The 20,841-nt window shown below is 38.6% G+C and carries 22 protein-coding genes and 2 tRNA genes; 20 read left to right on the top strand and 4 right to left on the bottom strand.

Annotated features, from left to right (window positions below):
• Positions 1-173 precede the first annotated feature (173 nt).
• From HMPREF2963_RS02830 to rsmA, 9 genes are all read left to right on the top strand, one after another.
• Positions 174-512, top strand: coding sequence for a hypothetical protein (locus tag HMPREF2963_RS02830; protein WP_070668531.1), 339 nt, complete (start codon positions 174-176; stop codon positions 510-512).
• On the top strand, positions 512-1,054 hold the full coding sequence (locus HMPREF2963_RS02825; RefSeq protein WP_070668528.1) for a hypothetical protein: 543 nt from the start codon (positions 512-514) through the stop codon (positions 1,052-1,054). The genes HMPREF2963_RS02830 and HMPREF2963_RS02825 overlap by 1 nt, the downstream gene beginning before the upstream one ends.
• A 564-nt stretch (positions 1,055-1,618) precedes the next feature.
• On the top strand, positions 1,619-2,992 hold the full coding sequence (locus tag HMPREF2963_RS02820; protein WP_070668525.1) for a Rep family protein: 1,374 nt from the start codon (positions 1,619-1,621) through the stop codon (positions 2,990-2,992).
• A gap of 50 nt (positions 2,993-3,042) precedes the next feature.
• Positions 3,043-3,252, top strand: a complete 210-nt coding sequence (locus tag HMPREF2963_RS02815) for a hypothetical protein (RefSeq protein ID WP_003032236.1) — start codon at positions 3,043-3,045, stop codon at positions 3,250-3,252.
• Between the two features lie 67 nt (positions 3,253-3,319).
• A complete protein-coding gene (locus HMPREF2963_RS02810; protein ID WP_070668522.1) occupies positions 3,320-4,459 on the top strand; it encodes a tyrosine-type recombinase/integrase in 1,140 nt (379 codons plus the stop codon).
• 134 nt (positions 4,460-4,593) lie between these two features.
• Positions 4,594-5,370, top strand: a complete 777-nt coding sequence (locus HMPREF2963_RS02805) for a TatD family hydrolase (protein WP_070668520.1) — start codon at positions 4,594-4,596, stop codon at positions 5,368-5,370.
• Complete coding sequence (gene rnmV / locus HMPREF2963_RS02800) at positions 5,370-5,948, top strand: ribonuclease M5 (RefSeq protein ID WP_070668518.1); 579 nt, start codon at positions 5,370-5,372, stop codon at positions 5,946-5,948. Before HMPREF2963_RS02805 ends, rnmV begins: the two co-directional genes overlap by 1 nt.
• Entirely contained in the window at positions 5,938-6,654 is a 717-nt protein-coding gene (locus HMPREF2963_RS02795) for a dimethyladenosine transferase (protein WP_070668515.1), read from the top strand. Before rnmV ends, HMPREF2963_RS02795 begins: the two co-directional genes overlap by 11 nt.
• Before the next feature lie 18 nt (positions 6,655-6,672).
• Positions 6,673-7,548, top strand: coding sequence for a 16S rRNA (adenine(1518)-N(6)/adenine(1519)-N(6))-dimethyltransferase RsmA (rsmA, locus tag HMPREF2963_RS02790; protein ID WP_070668512.1), 876 nt, complete (start codon positions 6,673-6,675; stop codon positions 7,546-7,548).
• 64 nt (positions 7,549-7,612) lie between these two features.
• Here the strand turns inward: rsmA and HMPREF2963_RS02785 are convergent.
• Together HMPREF2963_RS02785 and HMPREF2963_RS02780 are read right to left on the bottom strand one after the other, a co-directional pair.
• Positions 7,613-7,701: transfer RNA gene (locus tag HMPREF2963_RS02785), tRNA-Ser, on the bottom strand.
• Between the two features lie 127 nt (positions 7,702-7,828).
• A tRNA-Leu gene (locus HMPREF2963_RS02780) sits at positions 7,829-7,911 on the bottom strand.
• A 111-nt stretch (positions 7,912-8,022) separates the two neighbouring features.
• Here HMPREF2963_RS02780 and rsgA point away from each other — a divergent pair.
• The 11 genes from rsgA to gap all read left to right on the top strand — a co-directional run bounded on the left by rsgA (position 8,023) and on the right by gap (position 18,580).
• The gene (gene rsgA / locus HMPREF2963_RS02775; RefSeq protein WP_070668509.1) at positions 8,023-8,901 is read left to right on the top strand and encodes a ribosome small subunit-dependent GTPase A; all 879 of its coding nucleotides are present in this window, start codon (positions 8,023-8,025) and stop codon (positions 8,899-8,901) included.
• Positions 8,902-8,913: 12 nt separating this feature from the next.
• Complete coding sequence (gene rpe, locus HMPREF2963_RS02770) at positions 8,914-9,573, top strand: ribulose-phosphate 3-epimerase (protein ID WP_003070987.1); 660 nt, start codon at positions 8,914-8,916, stop codon at positions 9,571-9,573.
• Positions 9,566-10,198, top strand: coding sequence for a thiamine diphosphokinase (locus HMPREF2963_RS02765; protein ID WP_058670062.1), 633 nt, complete (start codon positions 9,566-9,568; stop codon positions 10,196-10,198). The genes rpe and HMPREF2963_RS02765 overlap by 8 nt, the downstream gene beginning before the upstream one ends.
• Before the next feature lies 1 nt (position 10,199).
• The gene (locus tag HMPREF2963_RS02760) at positions 10,200-11,456 is read left to right on the top strand and encodes a DNA recombination protein RmuC (protein ID WP_070668506.1); all 1,257 of its coding nucleotides are present in this window, start codon (positions 10,200-10,202) and stop codon (positions 11,454-11,456) included.
• Positions 11,446-12,390 carry a 3'-5' exoribonuclease YhaM family protein gene (locus tag HMPREF2963_RS02755; RefSeq protein ID WP_037596486.1) on the top strand — a complete coding sequence of 315 codons (945 nt, stop codon included), beginning with the start codon at positions 11,446-11,448 and terminating at the stop codon, positions 12,388-12,390. Before HMPREF2963_RS02760 ends, HMPREF2963_RS02755 begins: the two co-directional genes overlap by 11 nt.
• A gap of 92 nt (positions 12,391-12,482) precedes the next feature.
• The gene (purR, locus tag HMPREF2963_RS02750) at positions 12,483-13,301 is read left to right on the top strand and encodes a pur operon repressor (RefSeq protein ID WP_020997566.1); all 819 of its coding nucleotides are present in this window, start codon (positions 12,483-12,485) and stop codon (positions 13,299-13,301) included.
• 13 nt (positions 13,302-13,314) lie between these two features.
• The gene (locus HMPREF2963_RS02745) at positions 13,315-13,881 is read left to right on the top strand and encodes a hypothetical protein (RefSeq protein WP_039677465.1); all 567 of its coding nucleotides are present in this window, start codon (positions 13,315-13,317) and stop codon (positions 13,879-13,881) included.
• A 198-nt stretch (positions 13,882-14,079) separates the two neighbouring features.
• Entirely contained in the window at positions 14,080-14,493 is a 414-nt protein-coding gene (rpsL, locus tag HMPREF2963_RS02740; RefSeq protein WP_003026451.1) for a 30S ribosomal protein S12, read from the top strand.
• A 19-nt stretch (positions 14,494-14,512) separates the two neighbouring features.
• Positions 14,513-14,983 carry a 30S ribosomal protein S7 gene (gene rpsG, locus HMPREF2963_RS02735; RefSeq protein ID WP_003026449.1) on the top strand — a complete coding sequence of 157 codons (471 nt, stop codon included), beginning with the start codon at positions 14,513-14,515 and terminating at the stop codon, positions 14,981-14,983.
• A 148-nt stretch (positions 14,984-15,131) separates the two neighbouring features.
• Positions 15,132-17,213, top strand: a complete 2,082-nt coding sequence (fusA, locus tag HMPREF2963_RS02730; protein ID WP_003070974.1) for an elongation factor G — start codon at positions 15,132-15,134, stop codon at positions 17,211-17,213.
• 359 nt (positions 17,214-17,572) lie between these two features.
• Entirely contained in the window at positions 17,573-18,580 is a 1,008-nt protein-coding gene (gene gap, locus HMPREF2963_RS02725) for a type I glyceraldehyde-3-phosphate dehydrogenase (protein ID WP_003074699.1), read from the top strand.
• A gap of 153 nt (positions 18,581-18,733) precedes the next feature.
• Here gap and rnjA read toward each other — a convergent pair whose 3' ends face one another.
• Together rnjA and HMPREF2963_RS02715 are read right to left on the bottom strand one after the other, a co-directional pair.
• Positions 18,734-20,419 (bottom strand): ribonuclease J1, encoded by a 1,686-nt coding sequence (gene rnjA, locus HMPREF2963_RS02720; RefSeq protein WP_070668503.1) that lies wholly within the window; start codon positions 20,417-20,419, stop codon positions 18,734-18,736.
• A gap of 3 nt (positions 20,420-20,422) precedes the next feature.
• Positions 20,423-20,653 (bottom strand): DNA-dependent RNA polymerase subunit epsilon, encoded by a 231-nt coding sequence (locus tag HMPREF2963_RS02715; RefSeq protein ID WP_003070969.1) that lies wholly within the window; start codon positions 20,651-20,653, stop codon positions 20,423-20,425.
• Between the last annotated feature and the right edge of the window lie 188 nt (positions 20,654-20,841).

The following is a 20,841-nucleotide window of genomic DNA, read 5'->3' as shown; positions in this document are numbered from 1 at the left end:
TATAGATTTGAAAGTGACTTTTTTTGCAAAAAATCGCAAATGCAGAAGTCATGATTTTCGAGTATGATTAAGATAGATATCAATAAAGAGCTCAGATATCAACTTCTATAATTATAGAATATCACAGAACAACTTTGAAAAAAAGTTGTACTTAAATAAATAAGGAGAGCGCAATGAAGCTACCGAAATTATTAAAACAAAATAAACATAGCGAAGAATTTGCTAATACGTTGATTAAAAAGAACAAGCCAGTATTTTGGCTCCCGTCTCTTCCTCAAGAGTCGTTTAAGCAAAACAAGGAAACAGAAAAGTGGGAAATAGATGGATTTAAATATTGGTTCTACCAGCCGGGGAATGGGCTCCCACCTTTTGAAGTGAAGATTTCAAAGAGATATGAAAGCCTACCCGAAGATATTATAGAAATAAAGTTTGAACGTCTATCGGCAGTGAGAATCAAAGATGATGTCTATTTTAAATGTGAAGATTTTATTGTTTTGGAAAGAGGTAAATAATGGCTCAAATATTTTTTACTGATGACGTTTTAGAAGAAGAGGTTCGAGGTAAGATTGTCGGTTTTACATTTGATGAGCAAAGGAAAGCTAAATTCGGAATAAAACTTACAAAAGATGTTGAATATTCTGTTATCGGATATGATTACTCTGCCAATAAAGCACCGATATATTTGGGATTAGTGGTTGAATCTGATGAGAAAACGGGTTCGGTACGTGTATCAAATGTTGAAAATCGAGTATTCAAATTATTAAAACCATTGTCAAATGAAAAAAATAAACTCTTAACAGAAATTGAAGAATTAAAAGCTGAGATTGATAAAAAAGAGGAAGAGTTTGAGCGCTCAAATAATCAATTATTTGAGATACAAGATATTGTTATTGAATTTGAAAGAGCTTATGACGAACTTCAAAGAGAAGCTGAAAAAACACTTGAACAGTTCGAGCATACTAAAACTCAGCTTGAAAGATTTGAAAACTGGCTTAATCAAAATTGGTTTGTTAGTAAGCTCTATTATTTTTATAAAAAACATAATCAGATTTGACGTTTTGAAGCTAGAGATTTTGACGTAGCAATAATTCATATTTTGCATGATGTCTATTTGATGTTGATGTATTTTATCTTTCTACAGCAGATTTGATATTTTTACGAAGTCAAATTGTTGAGCAAATGAACTGTTCTTTGAACAGTAGTGACATTCGTGAGACGCAGTCAGAGAAGACAAGCGAGCAGATGTCACGTCAGAATGCAGTGAGACAATGTAGACAGAGTAAGAATATCTATGACTGCTGTGATAAGGTACAGATATGAGATATAGCTATCATCAAAATATGTAATGATAATTCAAAAAGTTAGTGAGAAAAGGTAAGCTCTTGAGTTTTTTTATAGAAATTAGAGTACGACCAATCTGGAGTAGAAGTAGTGGAAATTTGAAATGGTTTTTGTAAGATACTGTATTGATTTTCAGTTTTTGAAGTTTTAATCTTTCAAAACAAAAACAATACTTGTAGTTTTAATTTTAATTATTCAACGCGCATGGTTAGACTGGGCTTGTCAACTAGTCTAACCTGAATAATTAAAGTAATAATTAGAAAAAGGAGTTAAATTAATGACAAAAGAATCCAAAATCCAGTGCTTTATGGTTGTTCAATATTTTTCTAAGCAATATTGGAAGGATTGGGATGTTAGCTTTATTACAGAAGCTAAAGGGGGAGATATTGCACCCCTCCTTAATGAGATGGTCAAACGTATTAGTGAGATAACCACGGTGACTGAAGCATATGGAATTATTCATGATAAAGATGAAGAGGAACTGTATGATGTTGAAACACAACAGTTTTATACAAAACCAATAGATAGTCACGGGCACTTATTATTTAAACTTTCAGAAGGAATGTCTATCTCTAAGTTGGCAGATGTAATTGGAATTGAACCACAATATATTGAAAAAGCTAAACGTGGGAGATATGGTTACGACAATTTACTCTCTTATTTAATCCACAGTAAAGAAAGCAACAAATATCAATATGCCCCTCAAGAGGTCGTTAGCGCTGCTGGGAAGAACTATATGGAGGTGTTTAAGGAGAGATTCGGTAGCTGGAAAAAAGGAAGAGTAAAGAAAGATATTAAACTTTCAGAATATGAAATTGATAACCTTATTTTAGATATTATTCAAGAAAAAATCGGCAAATCAGAAATCCTGTTGGATGAAAAGTATCACATGATTTACACGACATTTAAAACGAAGATAAATGAAGCTTTTACTGTGCTCGGTGAGATAAAAGGGAACAGGACGAAGAAAGCAATAGAGAATGGTGAGTTCAAAAAAACGGTTCTATTTATTCATGGAAGGTCAGGGTTAGGTAAGACCAGATTTGCTAAAGAGTTGGCGTCAAAAATTCAGGGTTTAGCATTGAGAAATGGTCAAAAATGGGATTTAGCTACTACTGCTGGAACAAATATCATGGATGACCTAAACGGTGAAGAAATCCTTTTACTTGATGATGTTAGAGGAGAAAGTTTAACAGCTAGTGATTGGCTAAAGTTGCTTGATAATTATAACATCAGTTTTAGCTCTGCTCGGTATAAGAATATCTTACCTTCGGCGAGGATTATCATTGTTACAAGTACCAAACATCCACTAGAATTTTTCTATAAATGTAAGGACAATGAACGAGAAGATTTATCTCAGTTTATACGGCGATTTGATTCACTTATTACCCTACAAAATTGTCAGGAAGGAGATAATATTCAGTTTTTCCAAGCGAGCCCTAGAAAGACTAGCAATGTTAAAAGAAAGATTCCTAATCGTGAGACTATAGTTACTCTAAACCATGATTTTGAAAAAAATAATTTCATGAATAAAGGTGAATTAGTAGAATTTTTGCTAGCCCAAGTTAGTCTAAACAATAAGTGGGAATTAGAGCAAGAAAAAAGCCTGTCAGACACTTTTAGCGGAGCAACTGACAAGCCAAGTAAGTGATAAAAGAAATTGTCTTTTATCATCTCCATTATATCAAACAAGAGAGTGTTATGGAAAATTTATATAAAACTAAAAAGAATATTTCAGAGTTGTTTGATGTTCCCTTAAAGACATTGAATAATGATTTAACTGAAATGAGACGGATAGAACAATTTCAATGCTATATTTTAAAACCATCTCATAAGAGAGTATATATAAGCATTGAGGGATACGAGCAGTTTTTGCAATATAAACAGAAGAAGTATGAGGAAGCTATGTAGTTGTGTTATAATTAAGGTATGCTACATAGCTTTCCTTTGCTTAGTAAGATAAGTAAAAGGAGAAAAAATGTTTTATAAAGAGTTAGATAATGGCAAATATCGCTATTATGAGAAGTTTTATGATGAGCGAGAACAGAAGTGGAAACAGGTCACTGTGACTCTGAAATCAAAATCTCGAGTTTCACAAGCAGAGGCTAAACGCCGTTTAGCAAGGAAAATTGATAAGGTTCTCACTGCTCCTACAAAAGAGGAATTGAAAAGGCAAAAAATCGAGGAGATGTCTTTTGGTCAGCTTTTGACAGAATGGGAGACTATTCGAGGTGGTGAAATTAAACCGTCTAGCTTTAAAAGTGAGATGAAATGCTTGAGATTTTTCATGGAAGCAGTGGGAGATTTGAGATTATCCGATTATACTACGCAATTAATCCAGGCCTACCTCATGAGTTTAGATATTCAAAACTCAACACGGAAAAATCGTAAGATTTATTTGAATGGTATTTTCGGCTATGCTGAAAAGGTTGGATATATCTCAGAGTCTCCTGTGAAAAGTGTAGTGATTCCCAAGCAAAAAGCCGATTATGAAAAGCTAAAGAAGGCTAAGGAACACTTTATCAGTAAAGAAGAGTTGAGTTTAGTCTTGTCTTACTGTGAAAGTCACCACAAAGATAAGCGCTATGCTTTGGCAATGGAGTTTATCTTTCTAACAGGTCTTCGCTTTGCTGAGTTTATTGGGGTTCGTTATCAGGATGTGGACTTTGAAAACCATCTTCTGAAGATTGACCATACCATCGACTATGTTGCTCATAAGTATGACGAGAGAGTTTTACAGACAACAAAGACGGTTGGTTCTGTTAGAACGATAGTTCTTAGTGAACGTTGTTTAGAAGTTATTGACTACTTCCGACGGAATTGTCTTGATGAAGATTTTATCTTTGTAACAGAGCAAGGAAATATTATGAGACAACCTTTATTGTATAAATTTATCAAAGATATTTGCGATATAGTTTTAGGTGAGGGACGAGCTTATAACATTCACATGCTTAGGCATTCTCACATCAGCTTATTGGCTGAGCTGGGTGTACCTATCAAAGCGATTATGGAGCGTGTAGGCCATAGAGATGAGTCTATTACTTTGAGAATTTATAGTCACGTAACAGAAAATATACAGGATGAATTGAAGGAAAAACTTAATCAAATCCGTCTGTAAAATGCTAACCATAAAACTAACCAAATACTAACCCAAGTTACTAGAAAATAAAGGAAACATGAGGAAGTTTAGAAAAATAAAATCCTTGATTTTCAAGGTTTAGGGAACTTTTAGGAATGAGGAGGAAATATAGTTTGAAAATTTTTGATACACATACACACCTTAACGTGGATAATTTTGCAGGAAAAGAAGCTGAAGAGATTGCTTTCGCACGCGAGTTAGGTGTTACCAAGATGAATATTGTGGGTTTTGATACAGAAACCATTGAAAAGTCGCTAGCGCTGTCTCGTCAATATGACGAACTATACAGCACGATTGGTTGGCATCCAACTGACGCAGGCTCTTATACGCAAGAAGTTGAAAGCATGATTGTCAGTCATTTGCACGATTCCAAAGTTATTGCCCTCGGTGAGATTGGTCTGGATTATCACTGGATGGAAGATCCGAAAGATGTGCAGATTGAGGTCTTCAAACGTCAGATTCAGCTGTCGAAAGACCACGATTTGCCATTTGTTGTTCATACGCGTGATGCGCTGGAAGATACTTATGAAGTTATTAAGGAAGCTAGTGTTGGCGAACAGGGTGGTATTATGCACTCGTATTCAGGCTCTTTAGAAATGGCTGAACGTTTTGTTGAGCTTGGTATGATGATTTCTTTTTCTGGTGTGGTGACGTTTAAAAAGGCTGTATATGTGCAAGAAGCTGCGCAGAAGTTGCCTTTAGATAAGATTTTAGTTGAGACAGATGCACCTTATCTAGCCCCTGTACCCAAACGCGGTCGTGAAAATCGAACGGCTTATACTCGCTATGTTGTAGACAAGATTGCAGAGCTTCGTGGCTTGACAACAGAAGAAGTTGCACAAGTAACGTATAAAAATGCACTGCGAATATTTAATTTGAAAGAAGATTGATGAAAGAAAAGATTTCTCAGGTTCTAGTTGTAGAAGGTCGAGATGATACGGCCAATCTCAAACGGTATTTTGACGTCGAAACTTACGAAACGAGAGGGTCTGCAATTTGCCAAGAAGATATGAAGCGTATCAAACGTCTTCATGACCTGCATGGAGTGATCGTTTTTACTGATCCAGATGTCAATGGTGAGCGGATTCGTAGGATGATCATGACTGCTATTCCTAGTGTTCAGCATGCTTTTTTAAGGCGTGATGAAGCCGCTCCTAAGTCTAAAAATAAAGGGAAGTCATTGGGTATCGAGCATGCTTCTTATGAAGATTTAAAAGCTGCTCTTTCTCAGGTAACTAAACATTTTGAAAAAAAGACTGATTTTGATATCACACGTTCAGATTTGATTCGCTTAGGATTTCTGGCAGGCAATGACAGCCGCAAACGTCGTGAATTTTTAGGAGAAGAACTCCGCATTGGCTATTCAAATGGAAAACAGTTGCTTAAACGACTAGAATTGTTTGGGATTGGATTGACAGATGTTGAAAATGTAATGAAAGAGTACGAAAGGAAGCGACATGGCAAATAGAAGTTATATTTATTTTAAAAACGGAGATGAGACACGTGTTTTAGCGGAGGGAATTTATAGTATTCCCTATTTCTGGCAACTGTTTTGGAATGAAGAAGATCTGCAAGCAGCTATTGATTTGTGGAAAAAAGTAGAAGAGCTTGAAAAAGAAGATAAAGAGAAAGCAGAAGAATTTTATCAAGAGCAGAATATGGGAGTTACTCTTTCCATTGAAAAATTCCAGCAAAATGCCCGCCACAATCGGTCTTTTTTAGAGCAACATGCTCCACAGGTGTTGCAACTGTATGATGATTTTGTTCACTATATTATTGCAAATGTCAAAGAGGATGATACGCTAGGATTTGACGTTTTAGAAATTGTTTCTATGGACGAATTGCCTATCGTTTCTGATAAACTTTTAAAAAATATCCGTGCTATTCAGCAAAATCAACCAGAAGATTTAGATTTCTCTCTAACGGATAAGGACTTGCTTGGGTTAGCTATGGGGTTTCCAGATGATTATGCTTCAGACATGTTGCCAGAAGACAATATTCTAAAATCAGCTGCTTACCAAGATGAGTTGAAGAAACGGCAAAATCAAGAAAGCAAGCAGGCAGATAATGTGATTGAATCCGATTCAAAAGGTAACAAACGCCGGATTCATCCAGCATTTTGGATTTTGCTTGTGCTAGGAATTATGCGGATTTTATATATTTTATTTAGCTAATGGATAGAAATGAGAACTATGAGAATTGCGGATTATAGCGTGACGCGAGCTGTACTTGAGCGTCATGGTTTTACTTTTAAAAAATCATTCGGTCAGAATTTCCTGACAGATACCAACATTTTACAAAAAATTGTGGATACGGCTGAGATTGATAAACATGTTAATGTTATTGAAATCGGACCGGGCATTGGGGCACTGACTGAGTTTTTAGCGGAGAATGCAGCAGAAGTCATGGCTTTTGAGATTGATGAGCGTCTAATGCCGATTTTGGCAGATACCCTGCAGGAATTTGAAAATGTTAAGATTATCAATGAAGATATTCTTAAGTCAGACTTACAGGCTCGAATTAAGGAATTTTCCAATCCAGAATTACCTATCAAAGTGGTGGCTAATCTGCCTTATTACATCACGACTCCGATTTTGATCCATCTGATAGAAAGTCGGATTCCTTTTTCAGAATTTGTTGTGATGATGCAGCGAGAAGTAGCTGATCGCATCTCGGCGCAGCCCAATAGTAAGTCTTATGGTAGTTTGTCAATAGCTGTGCAATATTACATGACAGCTAAAGTCGCTTTTATCGTACCGCGGACAGTCTTTGTTCCCGCCCCAAATGTGGATTCGGCAATTCTGAAAATGACTCGTAGAGACAAGCCGGCAGTTGAGGTCAAAGATGAACCCTTCTTCTTCAAGGTCTCAAAAGCTAGTTTTACTCACCGTCGGAAAACCCTCTGGAATAATCTAACTAGTTGTTTTGGCAAATCGGATGAAATTAAAACAAGACTGGAGATCGCTTTGAATAATGCTGATCTGTCTCCAAATGTTCGAGGAGAAGCACTTGATTTGCAAGAATTTTCCCGCTTATCAGATAGCTTATATGATGAGGGATTCAGATAAACTGAATAATAAGTATCACATAACAAAGAACCTCGCTAAGTTCATCTTAGTGAGGTTCTTCATAAGGAAAGGACGGGATTTGAACCCGCGCATGAATAAAATCCATTTGCCGGATTTCGAGTCCGGTGCCGTACCAAGCTGGGCCACCTTTCCAGAATTTAAAATAAGCACTTAATGGGGTGTATCCAACTATGTTATTTCGTTCCAAACGAGAAGACAAAGCGTAGCATAACTTGAGTAAGGTGCGCTACAATTGACGAAGTCTCAAACGAAATAAAAATGCGGAAAAAGGGATTTGAACCCTCACGTCCGAATGGACACATGCGCCTGAAGCATGCGCGTCTGCCGTTCCGCCATTTCCGCTTGGTTTCTATTATACCATATTAGAAACGTTTTTCATCATTTTTTTGCACTAAAAAGCAAAATACTGCTTTTTTTGTTATAATGAACTTATTAAGCGTTAAAGGAGTCCATTTGAAAGGAACAATTGTGAAAGCCTTAGCCGGCTTCTATTATGTAGAGTCAGAAGGCAAGGTTTATCAGACTAGAGCTAGAGGAAATTTCCGCAAGAAAGGACAAACTCCCTATGTGGGGGATGAGGTCGAATTTTCTGCTGAGAAAGATTCTGAAGGTTATATCTTAAAAATAGCAGAGCGAAAAAACAGTCTGGTACGACCACCTATTGTCAATATAGATCAAGCTGTTGTAATAATGAGTGCCAAAGAGCCAGATTTCAATCCTAATCTTTTGGACCGTTATTTAGTCCTCTTGGAGCAGAAAGCTATCCACTCGATTATCTATATCAGTAAATTAGATTTGTTGGCGAACGATAAGGAGTTAGACGTTTTCCTTGATATTTATCGCTCTATCGGCTATGATACTGCCAAGACAATAACAGAACTGTTGCCGTTTTTAACAGCTAAGACGACTGTTTTCATGGGACAAACTGGGGTTGGCAAATCTACTCTGCTCAATAAAATGGTACCAGATTTACAGTTGGAAACCGGAAAAATTTCAGAAAGTTTGGGTCGTGGTCGCCACACAACTAGAGTGGTTAGTTTTTACAATCTCAATGGGGGAAAAATTGCAGACACACCGGGATTTTCTTCGCTGGATTATGAAGTGGACAATGCAGAGGATTTAAATCGAGCATTTCCTGAAATTGCACAAGTCAGTCATGGCTGCAAATTCCGGACCTGCACGCATACGCATGAACCGAATTGTGCGGTAAAACCTGCTGTTGAAAAGGAACAAATTGCAGCTTTTCGTTTCGAGAATTACTTGCAATTTCTGAGTGAAATTGAAAACCGTCGTGAAACCTATAAAAAAGTAGCTAAAAAGCAACCTAAATGAGGAGGAAGTCAAATGAAACCTTATAAAATTGCACCATCTATTTTAAGTGCAGATTATGCTAATTTTGAATCGGAACTAAAAAAGCTAGAAGCAACTGGCGCAGAATATGTTCATATTGATATTATGGATGGTCATTTTGTGCCCAATATCAGCTTTGGTGCGGGTGTGGTCGCGAGCATGCGACCGCACAGTAGATTGGTATTTGATTGTCATCTTATGGTATCTAATCCAGAACATCATATTGAAGAATTTGCTCGTGCGGGTGCAGATATTATCAGTATCCACGCTGAAGCAACCCCTCATATTCACGGAGCTTTGCAAAAGATTCGGACAGCAGGTGTCAAGGCAAGTGTCGTTATCAATCCAGGGACGCCTGTTGAAGTGGTGAAAAATGTTTTGAATTTAGTCGATCAAGTCTTGGTTATGACGGTCAATCCAGGCTTCGGTGGACAAGCCTTTCTGCCAGAAACAATGGATAAAGTACGGGAATTAGTTGTTTTGAGAGAAGTGAACCAACTAGACTTTGATATTGAAGTAGACGGTGGTATTGATGATGAAACCATTCGCGTTGCCAAAGAAGCCGGTGCCAATGTCTTTGTAGCGGGCAGTTACGTTTTCAAAGGAGATGTAGCTCATCAGGTTCAAACATTGAAAGAAGCATTGCATGACTAAAATTGCTCTTTTTGCTGGCGGGATGATAGATAGTTTTCAAGTGGATTTTGACATTTTTATCGGAGTGGACAGAGGAAGCCTGTTTCTCATTGAACAAGGCATTTGTCCAGACTTAGCGGTCGGTGACTTTGATTCTGTTTCGGAGGAAGAGCTGGCTTTGGTTTGTTCTCAATCTAAGGAGGTACTTCAAGCACAACCTGAAAAAAACGACACAGATTTAGAACTAGCTGTCAAGACTGTTTTTGTACGTTATCCGCAGGCACAAGTGACTATTTTTGGTGCTTTTGGCGGGCGCTTGGATCATACTTTGGCAAATATTTTCTTGCCGAGCGATCCAGAAATCACGCCTTATATGCAACGAATTCGGCTTTGTAGTGCGCAAAATGAGCTCAGCTATTGTCCTCAAGGGCGTCACGAGATAAAGCCGGTAGTTGGTATGGATTATCTAGCTTTTATGTCTGTGAGCAATAGTCAGTTAACGATTGAAGGAGCCAAATATCCTTTAAACGAATCCAATTATTTTTTCAAAAAAGTGTATGCTTCTAACGAATTTATAGATGAGCCCGTTTTTTTAGAGTGCCAATCAGGTTATGTTATTGTCATTTATAGCAAAGACAGGAGTTAGTATGGAGTTTATAATTATCCTCTTATTGCTGGGAAATCTTGTTGTGACCTTTCTTTTATGGCAAAAGAATCAGCAGCAGGCAGATCAGGTACAGAAATTGCTGGAAGATCAAGCTGATCACTTATCTGATCAGTTGGATTACCGTTTTGAGCAAGAAAGGCAGCAAAGTTTTCTATCACAGCAACAGCTGGAATTGGCTCTGGGAGATCGTTTGGGCGAGGTGCGTACGGATTTACATCGGAATTTAACGGAAATGCGTTTAGAGATAAGCGAAAATCTAACTAAAAATCGTGATAAAACAGATGAACGAATGCGCCAAATTCAAGAGTCAAATGACCACCGTTTAGAACAAATGCGCCAAACGGTGGAAGAAAAATTAGAGAAAACGTTGCAGGCGAGATTACAAACCTCTTTTGAAACAGTCTCTAAACAGTTGGAGTCGGTCAATCGCGGTCTAGGAGAAATGCAAAATGTGGCACGTGATGTGGGCACTCTAAACAAGGTGCTCTCCAATACTAAAACGCGCGGGATTTTAGGCGAATTGCAGCTTGGTCAAATCATTGAAGACATTCTGACACCGAGCCAGTATGAGCGTGAGTTTGCAACAGTTCCAGGCTCTAGTGAACGTGTAGAGTATGCAATTAAATTACCGGGACAAGTGGAAAAAGACTACATCTATTTACCAATTGATTCCAAGTTTCCTCTGGCAGACTATTATCGTTTAGAGGATGCTTATGAATCAGGAGATAAAGAAGAAATTGATTTTTACCGCAAGTCTTTGTTAACTAGCGTCAAACGTTTTGCTAAAGACATTAAGAAAAAATATCTGGCACCTCCTGCAACCACGAATTTTGGAGTGATGTTTTTGCCAACGGAAGGGCTTTATTCAGAGATTGTTCGCAATCCAGAATTCTTTGACAATTTGCGTCGGGATGAGCAGATTGTGGTGGCAGGGCCGTCTACGCTATCTGCTTTGCTTAATTCGCTTTCGGTCGGTTTTAAAACGCTCAATATTCAAAGAAGTGCAGATGACATCAGCAAGGTTCTGGGCAATGTCAAATCAGAATTTAATAAATTTGGCGGTATTTTGCTCAAGGCACAAAAACATTTGCAACATGCATCTGGCAATATTGATGAATTGCTGACGCGAAGAACTAATGCTATCGAGAGGACTTTGCGTCATGTTGAAATTTCGGATAAGTCGGCCTTAGATGGTCTATTAGATTTTCAAGATGAAGAGGAAGAATATGAAGATTAACCAAATGAAAAAAGATGAGCTATTTGAAGGGTTTTATCTCATCAAATCTGCTGAACTTCGTCAAACAAGGGCAGGGAAAAACTATTTGGCATTCACCTTTCAAGATGACACTGGAACGATTGAAGGGAAATTGTGGGATGCACAACCGCACAATGTGGAAGAATTTACTGCTGGAAAAGTCATCCATATGCAAGGGCGCAGAGAAGTATATAACAATACTCCGCAAGTGAATCAAATTACACTACGTCTGCCAAAAGTTGGTGAGCCAAACAATCCAGCTGATTTTAAAGAAAAGCCGCCAGTTGATGTCCAAGAACTACGTGAATATCTGTCACAAATGATCTTCAAAATTGAAAACCCAATTTGGCAGCGTGTGGTGCGAGCCTTGTATGCTAAATACGATAAAGAATTTTATTCTTATCCTGCTGCTAAAACGAATCATCATGCTTTTGAAGCAGGACTTGCTTTTCATACAGCTACAATGGTGCGGTTGGCAGATAGCATCGGAGATATTTATCCGCAGTTAAATAAAAGTCTTTTGTTTGCAGGGATTATGTTGCATGATCTAGCAAAAGTGCTGGAATTGACGGGTCCTGAACAGACAGAATACACTGTTCGAGGCAATCTCATCGGGCATATTGCCTTGATTGACGAAGAAATGACAAAGGTATTGGTAGAATTAAAAATCGAAGATACCAAAGAAGATGTCATCATTCTCCGTCACGTATTACTAAGCCATCACGGTTTGTTGGAATACGGCAGTCCTGTTCGTCCCAAAATCATGGAAGCAGAGATTATCCACATGATTGACAATTTAGATGCGGAAATGATGATGATGACTTCAGCTTTAGCCTTAGTTGGTGAAGGTGAAATGACCAATCGAATCTTTGCTATGGACAACCGCTCCTTCTATAAACCAAATTTTGATAAGTAAAAAACGAAAAACGAATGTTATTGCAAAAATAATGTTCGTTTTTTGGTCTTATTATGATATAATGAAGAAAATAAAATAAAATTGGTGAAAAAATGAAATTAAGAAGAAGTGAACGCATGGTAGTCATTTCTAACTACCTAATCAATCATCCTTATGAACTAACTAGTCTCAATACATTTGCTGAAAAGTATGAGTCCGCAAAATCCTCCATTTCCGAAGATATTGTCATTATTAAACGTGCTTTTGAAGAAATGGAAATCGGATATATCGAAACCATTACAGGAGCAGGAGGAGGTGTTATTTTTACTCCTTCTATCTCAGATAAAGAAGCTAGAGCAATGGTGGAAGAACTTTGTACGAAATTATCCGAAAGCAATCGGATTCTACCTGGTGGCTACATTTATTTGTCAGATTTGTTGAGTACACCTTCTATTTTAAATAACATTGGACGCATTATTGCCAAAACATTTAGAAAACAAAAAATTGATGCTGTTATGACCGTTGCTACAAAAGGAGTACCTTTGGCAAATGCAGTGGCAAATGTATTAAATGTCCCATTTGTCATCGTGCGCCGCGATTTGAAAATTACAGAGGGTTCAACGGTTAGCGTCAATTATGTGTCGGGTTCAAGTGGGGATCGTATTGAAAAGATGTTCTTGTCGAAACGCAGCCTAAAAGCTGGAAGCCGTGTTTTAATCGTAGATGATTTCTTAAAAGGTGGTGGGACAGTCAACGGCATGATTAGCCTTTTACGAGAATTTGATTCGGAATTGGCTGGTGTAGCAGTTTTTGCGGAAAATGCACAGACAGAGCGTGAGCACTTAGATTACAAATCTTTGTTGAAAGTAACAAATATTGATGTGAAGTCTAACAAAATCAGTGTAGAAGTTGGCAATATTTTTGACAAATAGATGAGGTGAGAATTTGAAAAATATATTGGATAAATTGGATCAAAGCTCTTTGTGGCTAAGGATTTCGATTGTTATAGCTTTGGTACTCATTCTTGCTGCTGGATTATTTTTCGTTAAAAAGCAAGATGATGCGACGCGTGCAGCTGCTCCGACTGTAAGGCGAACCATTTCAACATCAAAATCTTCAGAATCGAAAGCAGAAAAAGAGAAAAAAGAGCAAGCCAAAATTGCACAAGAGGCAGAAGATGCTGTTAAAAAATTGGAGACAGAGCAGACGACGGCTAATGTAACGCCTGCTCAAGAAAAAGTGGACAAGTTGAAAGACGAAGCTCAAAAAGCTCAACTTCAACAACGGATTAAGGCAGTTAGTGACGCGATTGCTGCGCGTGAAGCCAATGAAGCAGCTGCTACAGCAAATCAAAACGCTGTGACGCCTCAAACAGATGCAGGACAAACTTATCAACAAACCTATCAAGCTCCTGCAACTTCAGCTACCACAGGACAGGCTGAGACCAATTCAGCTCAAACTCCAACGACTAACGGAGCAGGTGTCCCAGCCACAAATACTGCGGGGCAATAGATGGGAACTTAGCAAGAAAACTATAAAAATATATTGACAAAGAAAGTGTCGTCGTGTTATACTAATAGACGGTACTTTTTACTTTTGGTCTCTCAAAAGTGTACAGAGACGTGCTGACAAATGTTGCAAAAGTACACGCAGATGATAGCTGTCACCAAGTGTATCATCACCAAAATTAAAAATACAGGAGAAATGTAGATGCCTACAATTAACCAATTGGTTCGCAAACCGCGTAAATCAAAAGTAGAAAAATCTAAATCACCAGCTTTAAACGTTGGTTATAATAGTCTGAAACGTGTGCCTACTCGTGAAAACTCACCACAAAAACGTGGTGTAGCAACTCGTGTTGGTACTATGACACCTAAAAAACCGAATTCGGCTCTTCGTAAATTTGCTCGTGTACGATTGAGCAATCTTATTGAAGTAACCGCTTATATCCCAGGTATCGGACATAACTTGCAAGAACACAGTGTTGTGCTTCTTCGTGGTGGACGTGTAAAAGACCTTCCAGGGGTACGTTATCACATCGTTCGTGGTGCACTTGATACAGCAGGTGTAACTGATCGTAAGCAAGGCCGTTCTAAATACGGTACCAAAAAACCAAAAGCATAAGGAAAGGGGATAAAGATAAATGAGTCGTAAAAACCGTGCGCCTAAGCGCGAAGTATTGCCAGATCCGCTCTACAATTCAAAATTAGTGACACGTCTTATCAACCGCGTTATGCTTGATGGGAAACGTGGTACAGCCGCTTCAATTGTATATGGCGCTTTTGAGCAAATCAAAGAAGCTACTGGAAACGATGCACTTGAAGTATTTGAAACAGCTATGGAAAACATCATGCCTGTACTTGAAGTACGTGCTCGCCGTGTTGGTGGGTCTAACTATCAAGTCCCAGTTGAAGTTCGTCCAGAACGTCGTACAACTCTTGGGCTTCGTTGGTTGGTAACTATTTCACGTTCACGTGGAGAACACACTATGCAAGATCGTCTTGCGAAAGAAATTATGGATGCGGCAAACAATACTGGTGCAGCTGTTAAAAAACGTGAAGATACTCACCGTATGGCTGAAGCTAACCGTGCTTTTGCTCACTTCCGTTGGTAAGATTGCTACTCTTTTTAGAGACTTGCAAAAAGCTCAGTACTCTTACTAATTAGCATGAGTAATCAACAAGCGGGTAGGATTTGCCTACTCGCTTTTCTTAAAATATGTTATAATAAACTGTAAATAAAATAATAGGAGAAATAACCAAATGGCTCGCGAATTTTCACTTGAAAAAACTCGTAACATCGGTATCATGGCTCACGTCGATGCTGGTAAAACAACAACGACTGAACGTATTCTTTACTATACCGGTAAAATCCATAAAATTGGTGAAACACACGAAGGTGCTTCACAAATGGACTGGATGGAACAAGAACAAGAACGTGGTATCACCATCACATCTGCTGCAACAACAGCGCAATGGAAAGATTACCGTGTCAATATTATCGACACACCAGGGCACGTGGACTTCACTATCGAAGTACAACGTTCACTTCGTGTATTGGACGGTGCTGTAACTGTTCTTGATTCACAATCAGGTGTTGAACCTCAAACGGAAACAGTTTGGCGTCAAGCAACTGAATATGGTGTTCCACGTATCGTATTTGCTAACAAAATGGATAAAATTGGTGCTGACTTCCTTTATTCAGTAAGCACTCTTCACGATCGTCTTCAAGCAAATGCTCACCCAATTCAATTACCAATTGGTGCAGAGGACGACTTCCGTGGAATCATTGACTTGGTTCGCATGAAAGCTGAAATCTATACAAATGACCTTGGAACAGATATTCTTGAAGAAGATATTCCAGCAGATTACCTTGAACAAGCTCAAGAATGGCGTGAAAAATTGGTCGAAGCAGTTGCTGAAACTGATGAAGATTTGATGATGAAATACCTTGAAGGTGAAGAAATTACTGAGGCAGAATTGAAAGCTGCAATCCGTAAAGCAACGATCAATGTTGAATTCTTCCCAGTTCTTGCTGGTTCTGCCTTCAAGAACAAAGGTGTTCAAATGATGCTTGATGCAGTTATTGACTACCTTCCGAGCCCACTTGATATTCCAGCTATTAAAGGTGTAAACCCAGATACAGACGAAGAAGAAACTCGTCCAGCTTCTGATGAAGAACCATTTGCAGCACTTGCTTTCAAGATTATGACGGACCCATTTGTAGGTCGTTTGACATTCTTCCGTGTTTACTCAGGTGTCTTGAACAGCGGTTCATACGTATTGAATACTTCTAAAGGTAAACGCGAACGTATCGGACGTATCCTGCAAATGCACGCAAACCACCGTAACGAAATCGAAACTGTTTACGCAGGTGATATCGCTGCAGCTGTTGGTTTGAAAGATACCACGACTGGTGACTCATTGACTGATGAAAAAGCAAAAATTATCCTTGAATCGATCGAAGTCCCAGAGCCAGTTATCCAATTGATGGTGGAACCAAAATCTAAAGCTGACCAAGACAAGATGGGTATTGCTCTTCAAAAATTGGCTGAAGAAGATCCAACATTTCGTGTTGAAACAAACGTTGAAACTGGTGAAACAGTTATCTCTGGTATGGGTGAGCTTCACTTGGATGTCCTCGTAGACCGTATGCGTCGTGAATTCAAAGTGGAAGCAAATGTAGGTGCTCCTCAAGTATCTTACCGTGAAACCTTCCGTGCCCAAACATCAGCGCGTGGATTCTTCAAACGTCAATCAGGTGGTAAAGGTCAATTCGGTGATGTTTGGATTGAATTTACTCCAAATGAAGAAGGAAAAGGCTTCGAGTTTGAAAATGCTATCGTTGGTGGAGTGGTTCCACGTGAGTTTATCCCAGCCGTAGAAAAAGGTTTGGTTGAGTCAATGGCAAACGGTGTACTTGCAGGTTATCCAATCGTTGACGTGAAGGCAAAACTGTATGATGGTTCATACCACGATGTTGACTCATCTGAAACAGCCTTCAAGGTTGCAGCTTCACTTGCGTTGAAAGAAGCTGCTAAGACTGCACAACCAACTATTCTTGAACCAATGATGCTTGTTACCATTACTGTTCCAGAAGAAAACCTTGGTGACGTTATGGGACATGTAACAGCTCGTCGTGGACGTGTTGATGGTATGGAAGCTCATGGTAACAGCCAAATCGTTCGTGCTTATGTACCACTTGCTGAAATGTTCGGTTATGCAACGGTTCTTCGTTCAGCATCTCAAGGACGCGGTACTTTCATGATGGTCTTTGACCACTACGAAGATGTACCAAAATCAGTACAAGAAGAAATCATTAAGAAAAACAAAGGGGAAGCTTAAGCTTTGAATTAAACCTGGGCACTCGCATTTGCGAGTGCCTTTTCTTTTTTTGGAAAATAATCTCTCTGTCAATCAAAAGAAAAAATAATCAATCTAATGAATCTGAATTTATAAATTCTTGTCTATTTTGTAAGTTGTGTTCTTCTGTTTTCAGAAGATATTATCTTGCTTTTTCAAATCAATGAAAGTCGAAATGAAAATTAGTGAAAGAACTCATAATACTTGTTAATAACAATGAAATCAGTTGCAATTTTAAGAGAGAAAGTATATAATAGATATGTTGAAAGGTGATTTGTAGCGACTCAAGTTACTCTTTTCACATAAAAATTTTTTTGATTTTCATAAGGAGGAAATCACGAATGGTAGTTAAAGTTGGTATTAACGGTTTCGGTCGTATTGGTCGTCTTGCATTCCGTCGTATCCAAAACGTAGAAGGTGTTGAAGTTACTCGCATCAACGACCTTACAGATCCAGTAATGCTTGCACACTTGTTGAAATATGACACAACTCAAGGTCGTTTCGATGGTACTGTGGAAGTTAAAGAAGGTGGATTCGAAGTTAACGGTAAATTCGTTAAGGTTTCTGCTGAACGTGACCCAGAACAAATCGATTGGGCTACTGATGGTGTAGAAATTGTTTTGGAAGCAACTGGTTTCTTTGCTAAGAAAGATGCAGCTGAAAAACATCTTAAAGGTGGAGCTAAGAAAGTTGTTATCACTGCCCCTGGTGGAAGCGATGTTAAAACAGTCGTATTTAACACTAACCACGATGTTCTTGATGGTACTGAAACAGTTATCTCTGGTGCTTCATGTACTACAAACTGTTTGGCTCCAATGGCTAAAGCACTTCAAGACAATTTCGGTGTCGTTGAAGGTTTGATGACTACTATCCACGCTTACACTGGTGACCAAATGATCCTTGACGGTCCACATCGTAAAGGTGATCTTCGCCGTGCTCGTGCTGGTGCTGCAAACATCGTTCCTAACTCAACTGGTGCTGCTAAAGCTATCGGTCTTGTTATTCCAGAATTGAACGGTAAACTTGATGGTTCAGCTCAACGTGTTCCAACTCCAACTGGATCAGTTACTGAATTGGTTGCTGTTCTTGAAAAGAATGTTACTGTTGATGAAGTAAATGCAGCTATGAAAGCAGCAGCTAACGAATCATACGGTTACACAGAAGATCCAATCGTATCTTCAGATATCGTAGGTATGGCTTACGGTTCATTGTTCGATGCAACTCAAACTAAAGTTCTTGACGTTGATGGAAAACAATTGGTGAAAGTTGTATCTTGGTATGATAACGAAATGTCATACACTGCACAACTTGTACGTACTCTTGAATACTTTGCAAAAATCGCTAAATAATTCATTAGTATATAGAGAAGAGAGGCTTGCCCTCTCTTTTTTGTTGTTATTTAAAAACCATATATAATTACTCCGATTATGATTTGCTCCACGAAAAAAAGAACTTGAATCTAAATAGATTTAAGTTCTTTTTATATCTATGTAAGAATTCTGTTATAAAGTATCTTCATCTGGTGTTAAAATCATTGGAATAATGATAGGCTCACGCTCTGTATTTTCATATAAAAATGGTCGAAGAGCATTTACAATAGCTCCATTGACAGACTGGATGCTGGCATCTTTATTTTTCAATGCGATACGTATCGCATTGAAAAGAATACGTTGGCTATGACGGATCAGTTCACCTGATTCCCGCATATAGATGAAACCGCGACTGAGAATGTCAGGACCGGCTAAGATCATTTTCGATTTAAAGTCAACGGTAGCGACTGCAAGGACGACGCCATCTTCGGAAAGGTCACGTCTGTCACGGAGGACTGCAGCACCAATTTCTCCGATACGATTGCCATCGACATAAATATCTTGTGCATTGAAACTTCCGACAATGCGAGCAGAATTAGCAGTTAAGGCTAAAACGTCTCCATTACTCATGATAAAGATATTGTCTTTAGGCACTCCAGTATCCATTGCAAGTCCCGCATGCACTTTTTGCATACGGTATTCACCATGGACTGGCATGAAATACTTCGGTTTTATCAAACGAAGCATAAGTTTTTGTTCTTGCTGTCCACCGTGTCCGGAAGTATGAATATTGTTGATTTTACCGTGGATAACATCAACACCAGCTTCTGAAATGGTGTTGATAAGCTTATTGACACTAGTAGTATTTCCTGGGATAGGACTAGAGGAGAAAATCACTGTATCACCTGGTTGAAGCTGTACTTGACGATGTGTTCCATTGGCGATGCGTGAAAGAGCCGCCATTGGCTCTCCTTGGCTTCCTGTACACATGATAAGTATTTCGCCGGCAGGATAGTCTTTAATCTCATTTGGCTCGATGAAAGTACCTTTAGGCGCCTTGATGTAGCCAAGTTCAATTCCATTGGCGATGGCTTTCTCCATTGAACGACCAAAGACTGCAATTTTCCGTCCTGTTTTGACAGCCGCATCAGTAGCCTGTTGTAGGCGGAAAATATTGGAAGCAAAGGAAGCAAAAATAATCCGTCCATGGATGTTTTCAATGATTTTCATAATGGACTGACCGACCACTTTTTCCGAATTTGTAAAAGTCGGAATTTCTGCATTGGTTGAGTCAGAAAGAAGAACTAGAACCCCATCCTCGCCAAGAGCTGCCATTCGATGCAAATCCGCTGGTTCTCCAACGGGTGTAAGGTCAAACTTGAAGTCACCTGTACATACAACTTTCCCTTGAGGTGTGTGAATGACAATTCCTAACGGCTCTGGAATAGAGTGGGTTGTGCGGAAGAAAGTTGCTTTTAAATGTTTAAATTGAAGTTCAGTGTTTTGATTGATCTCATAGAGCTTAGCATCACGTAAAAGCCCGTGTTCTTCTAGTTTCCCGCGGATAAGTGCTAGAGCGAGTGGTCCTGCATAAATCGGAATATTGGCTTGTTTGAGTAGGAAAGGAATCCCACCGATATGGTCTTCATGTCCATGAGTAATCAGAACACCTTTGATACGGTCAACGTTTTCTACGATATAGGAATAATCAGGAATAACATAATCAATCCCTAAAAGGTCATCTTCAGGAAATTTGATACCAGCGTCAACGATGATAATTTCATCTTTGTATTCAATTCCGTAGGTATTTTTTCCAATTTCTCCTAAGCCACCAATGGCAAATACACCGACTTCTTCGGGTTTTAAAGTATAAGACATGGTTTAGAGCTCCGTAATTGTAAAGTTGCCTGATTCTTTTTCATATTCTAAATGTTTATCAGACAAGCGTGTGATAAATTCGACATTGTAAGGCGTTTTTTCTTCAACGAGTTTACGCGCTTTAATGCGTCCTTCTAATTCATCCTTAGCGTCAATATCCAAGTAAAGCGATTGTGTATTTTCGCGTCGTGGATTGCGCTCTTTTGTTTCTTGATAAAAAACTTTGTAAATCATTTAATTTCCTTTCTCATTCATAATCAATCTACCAGAAAATAGCCACCTTATTTTCAAGGGCGGTCTTCATCTATTTAATTTTCCGGGTAATAAATTGATTTTGATACGTTACAATTATAATCATTATATCATAAAAAGCTGATTTAGTAAAAGAAAGAAGTTGGAAAATCTAGGAAAATGATTTTCAC

The sequence above is a fragment of the Streptococcus sp. HMSC067A03 genome, assembly GCF_001814295.1.
GTDB classification, from domain to species: Bacteria; Bacillota; Bacilli; order Lactobacillales; family Streptococcaceae; genus Streptococcus; species Streptococcus constellatus.
Note: the sequence above shows the minus strand (reverse complement) of the source record. Positions and strands in the feature narration are given on the sequence as shown.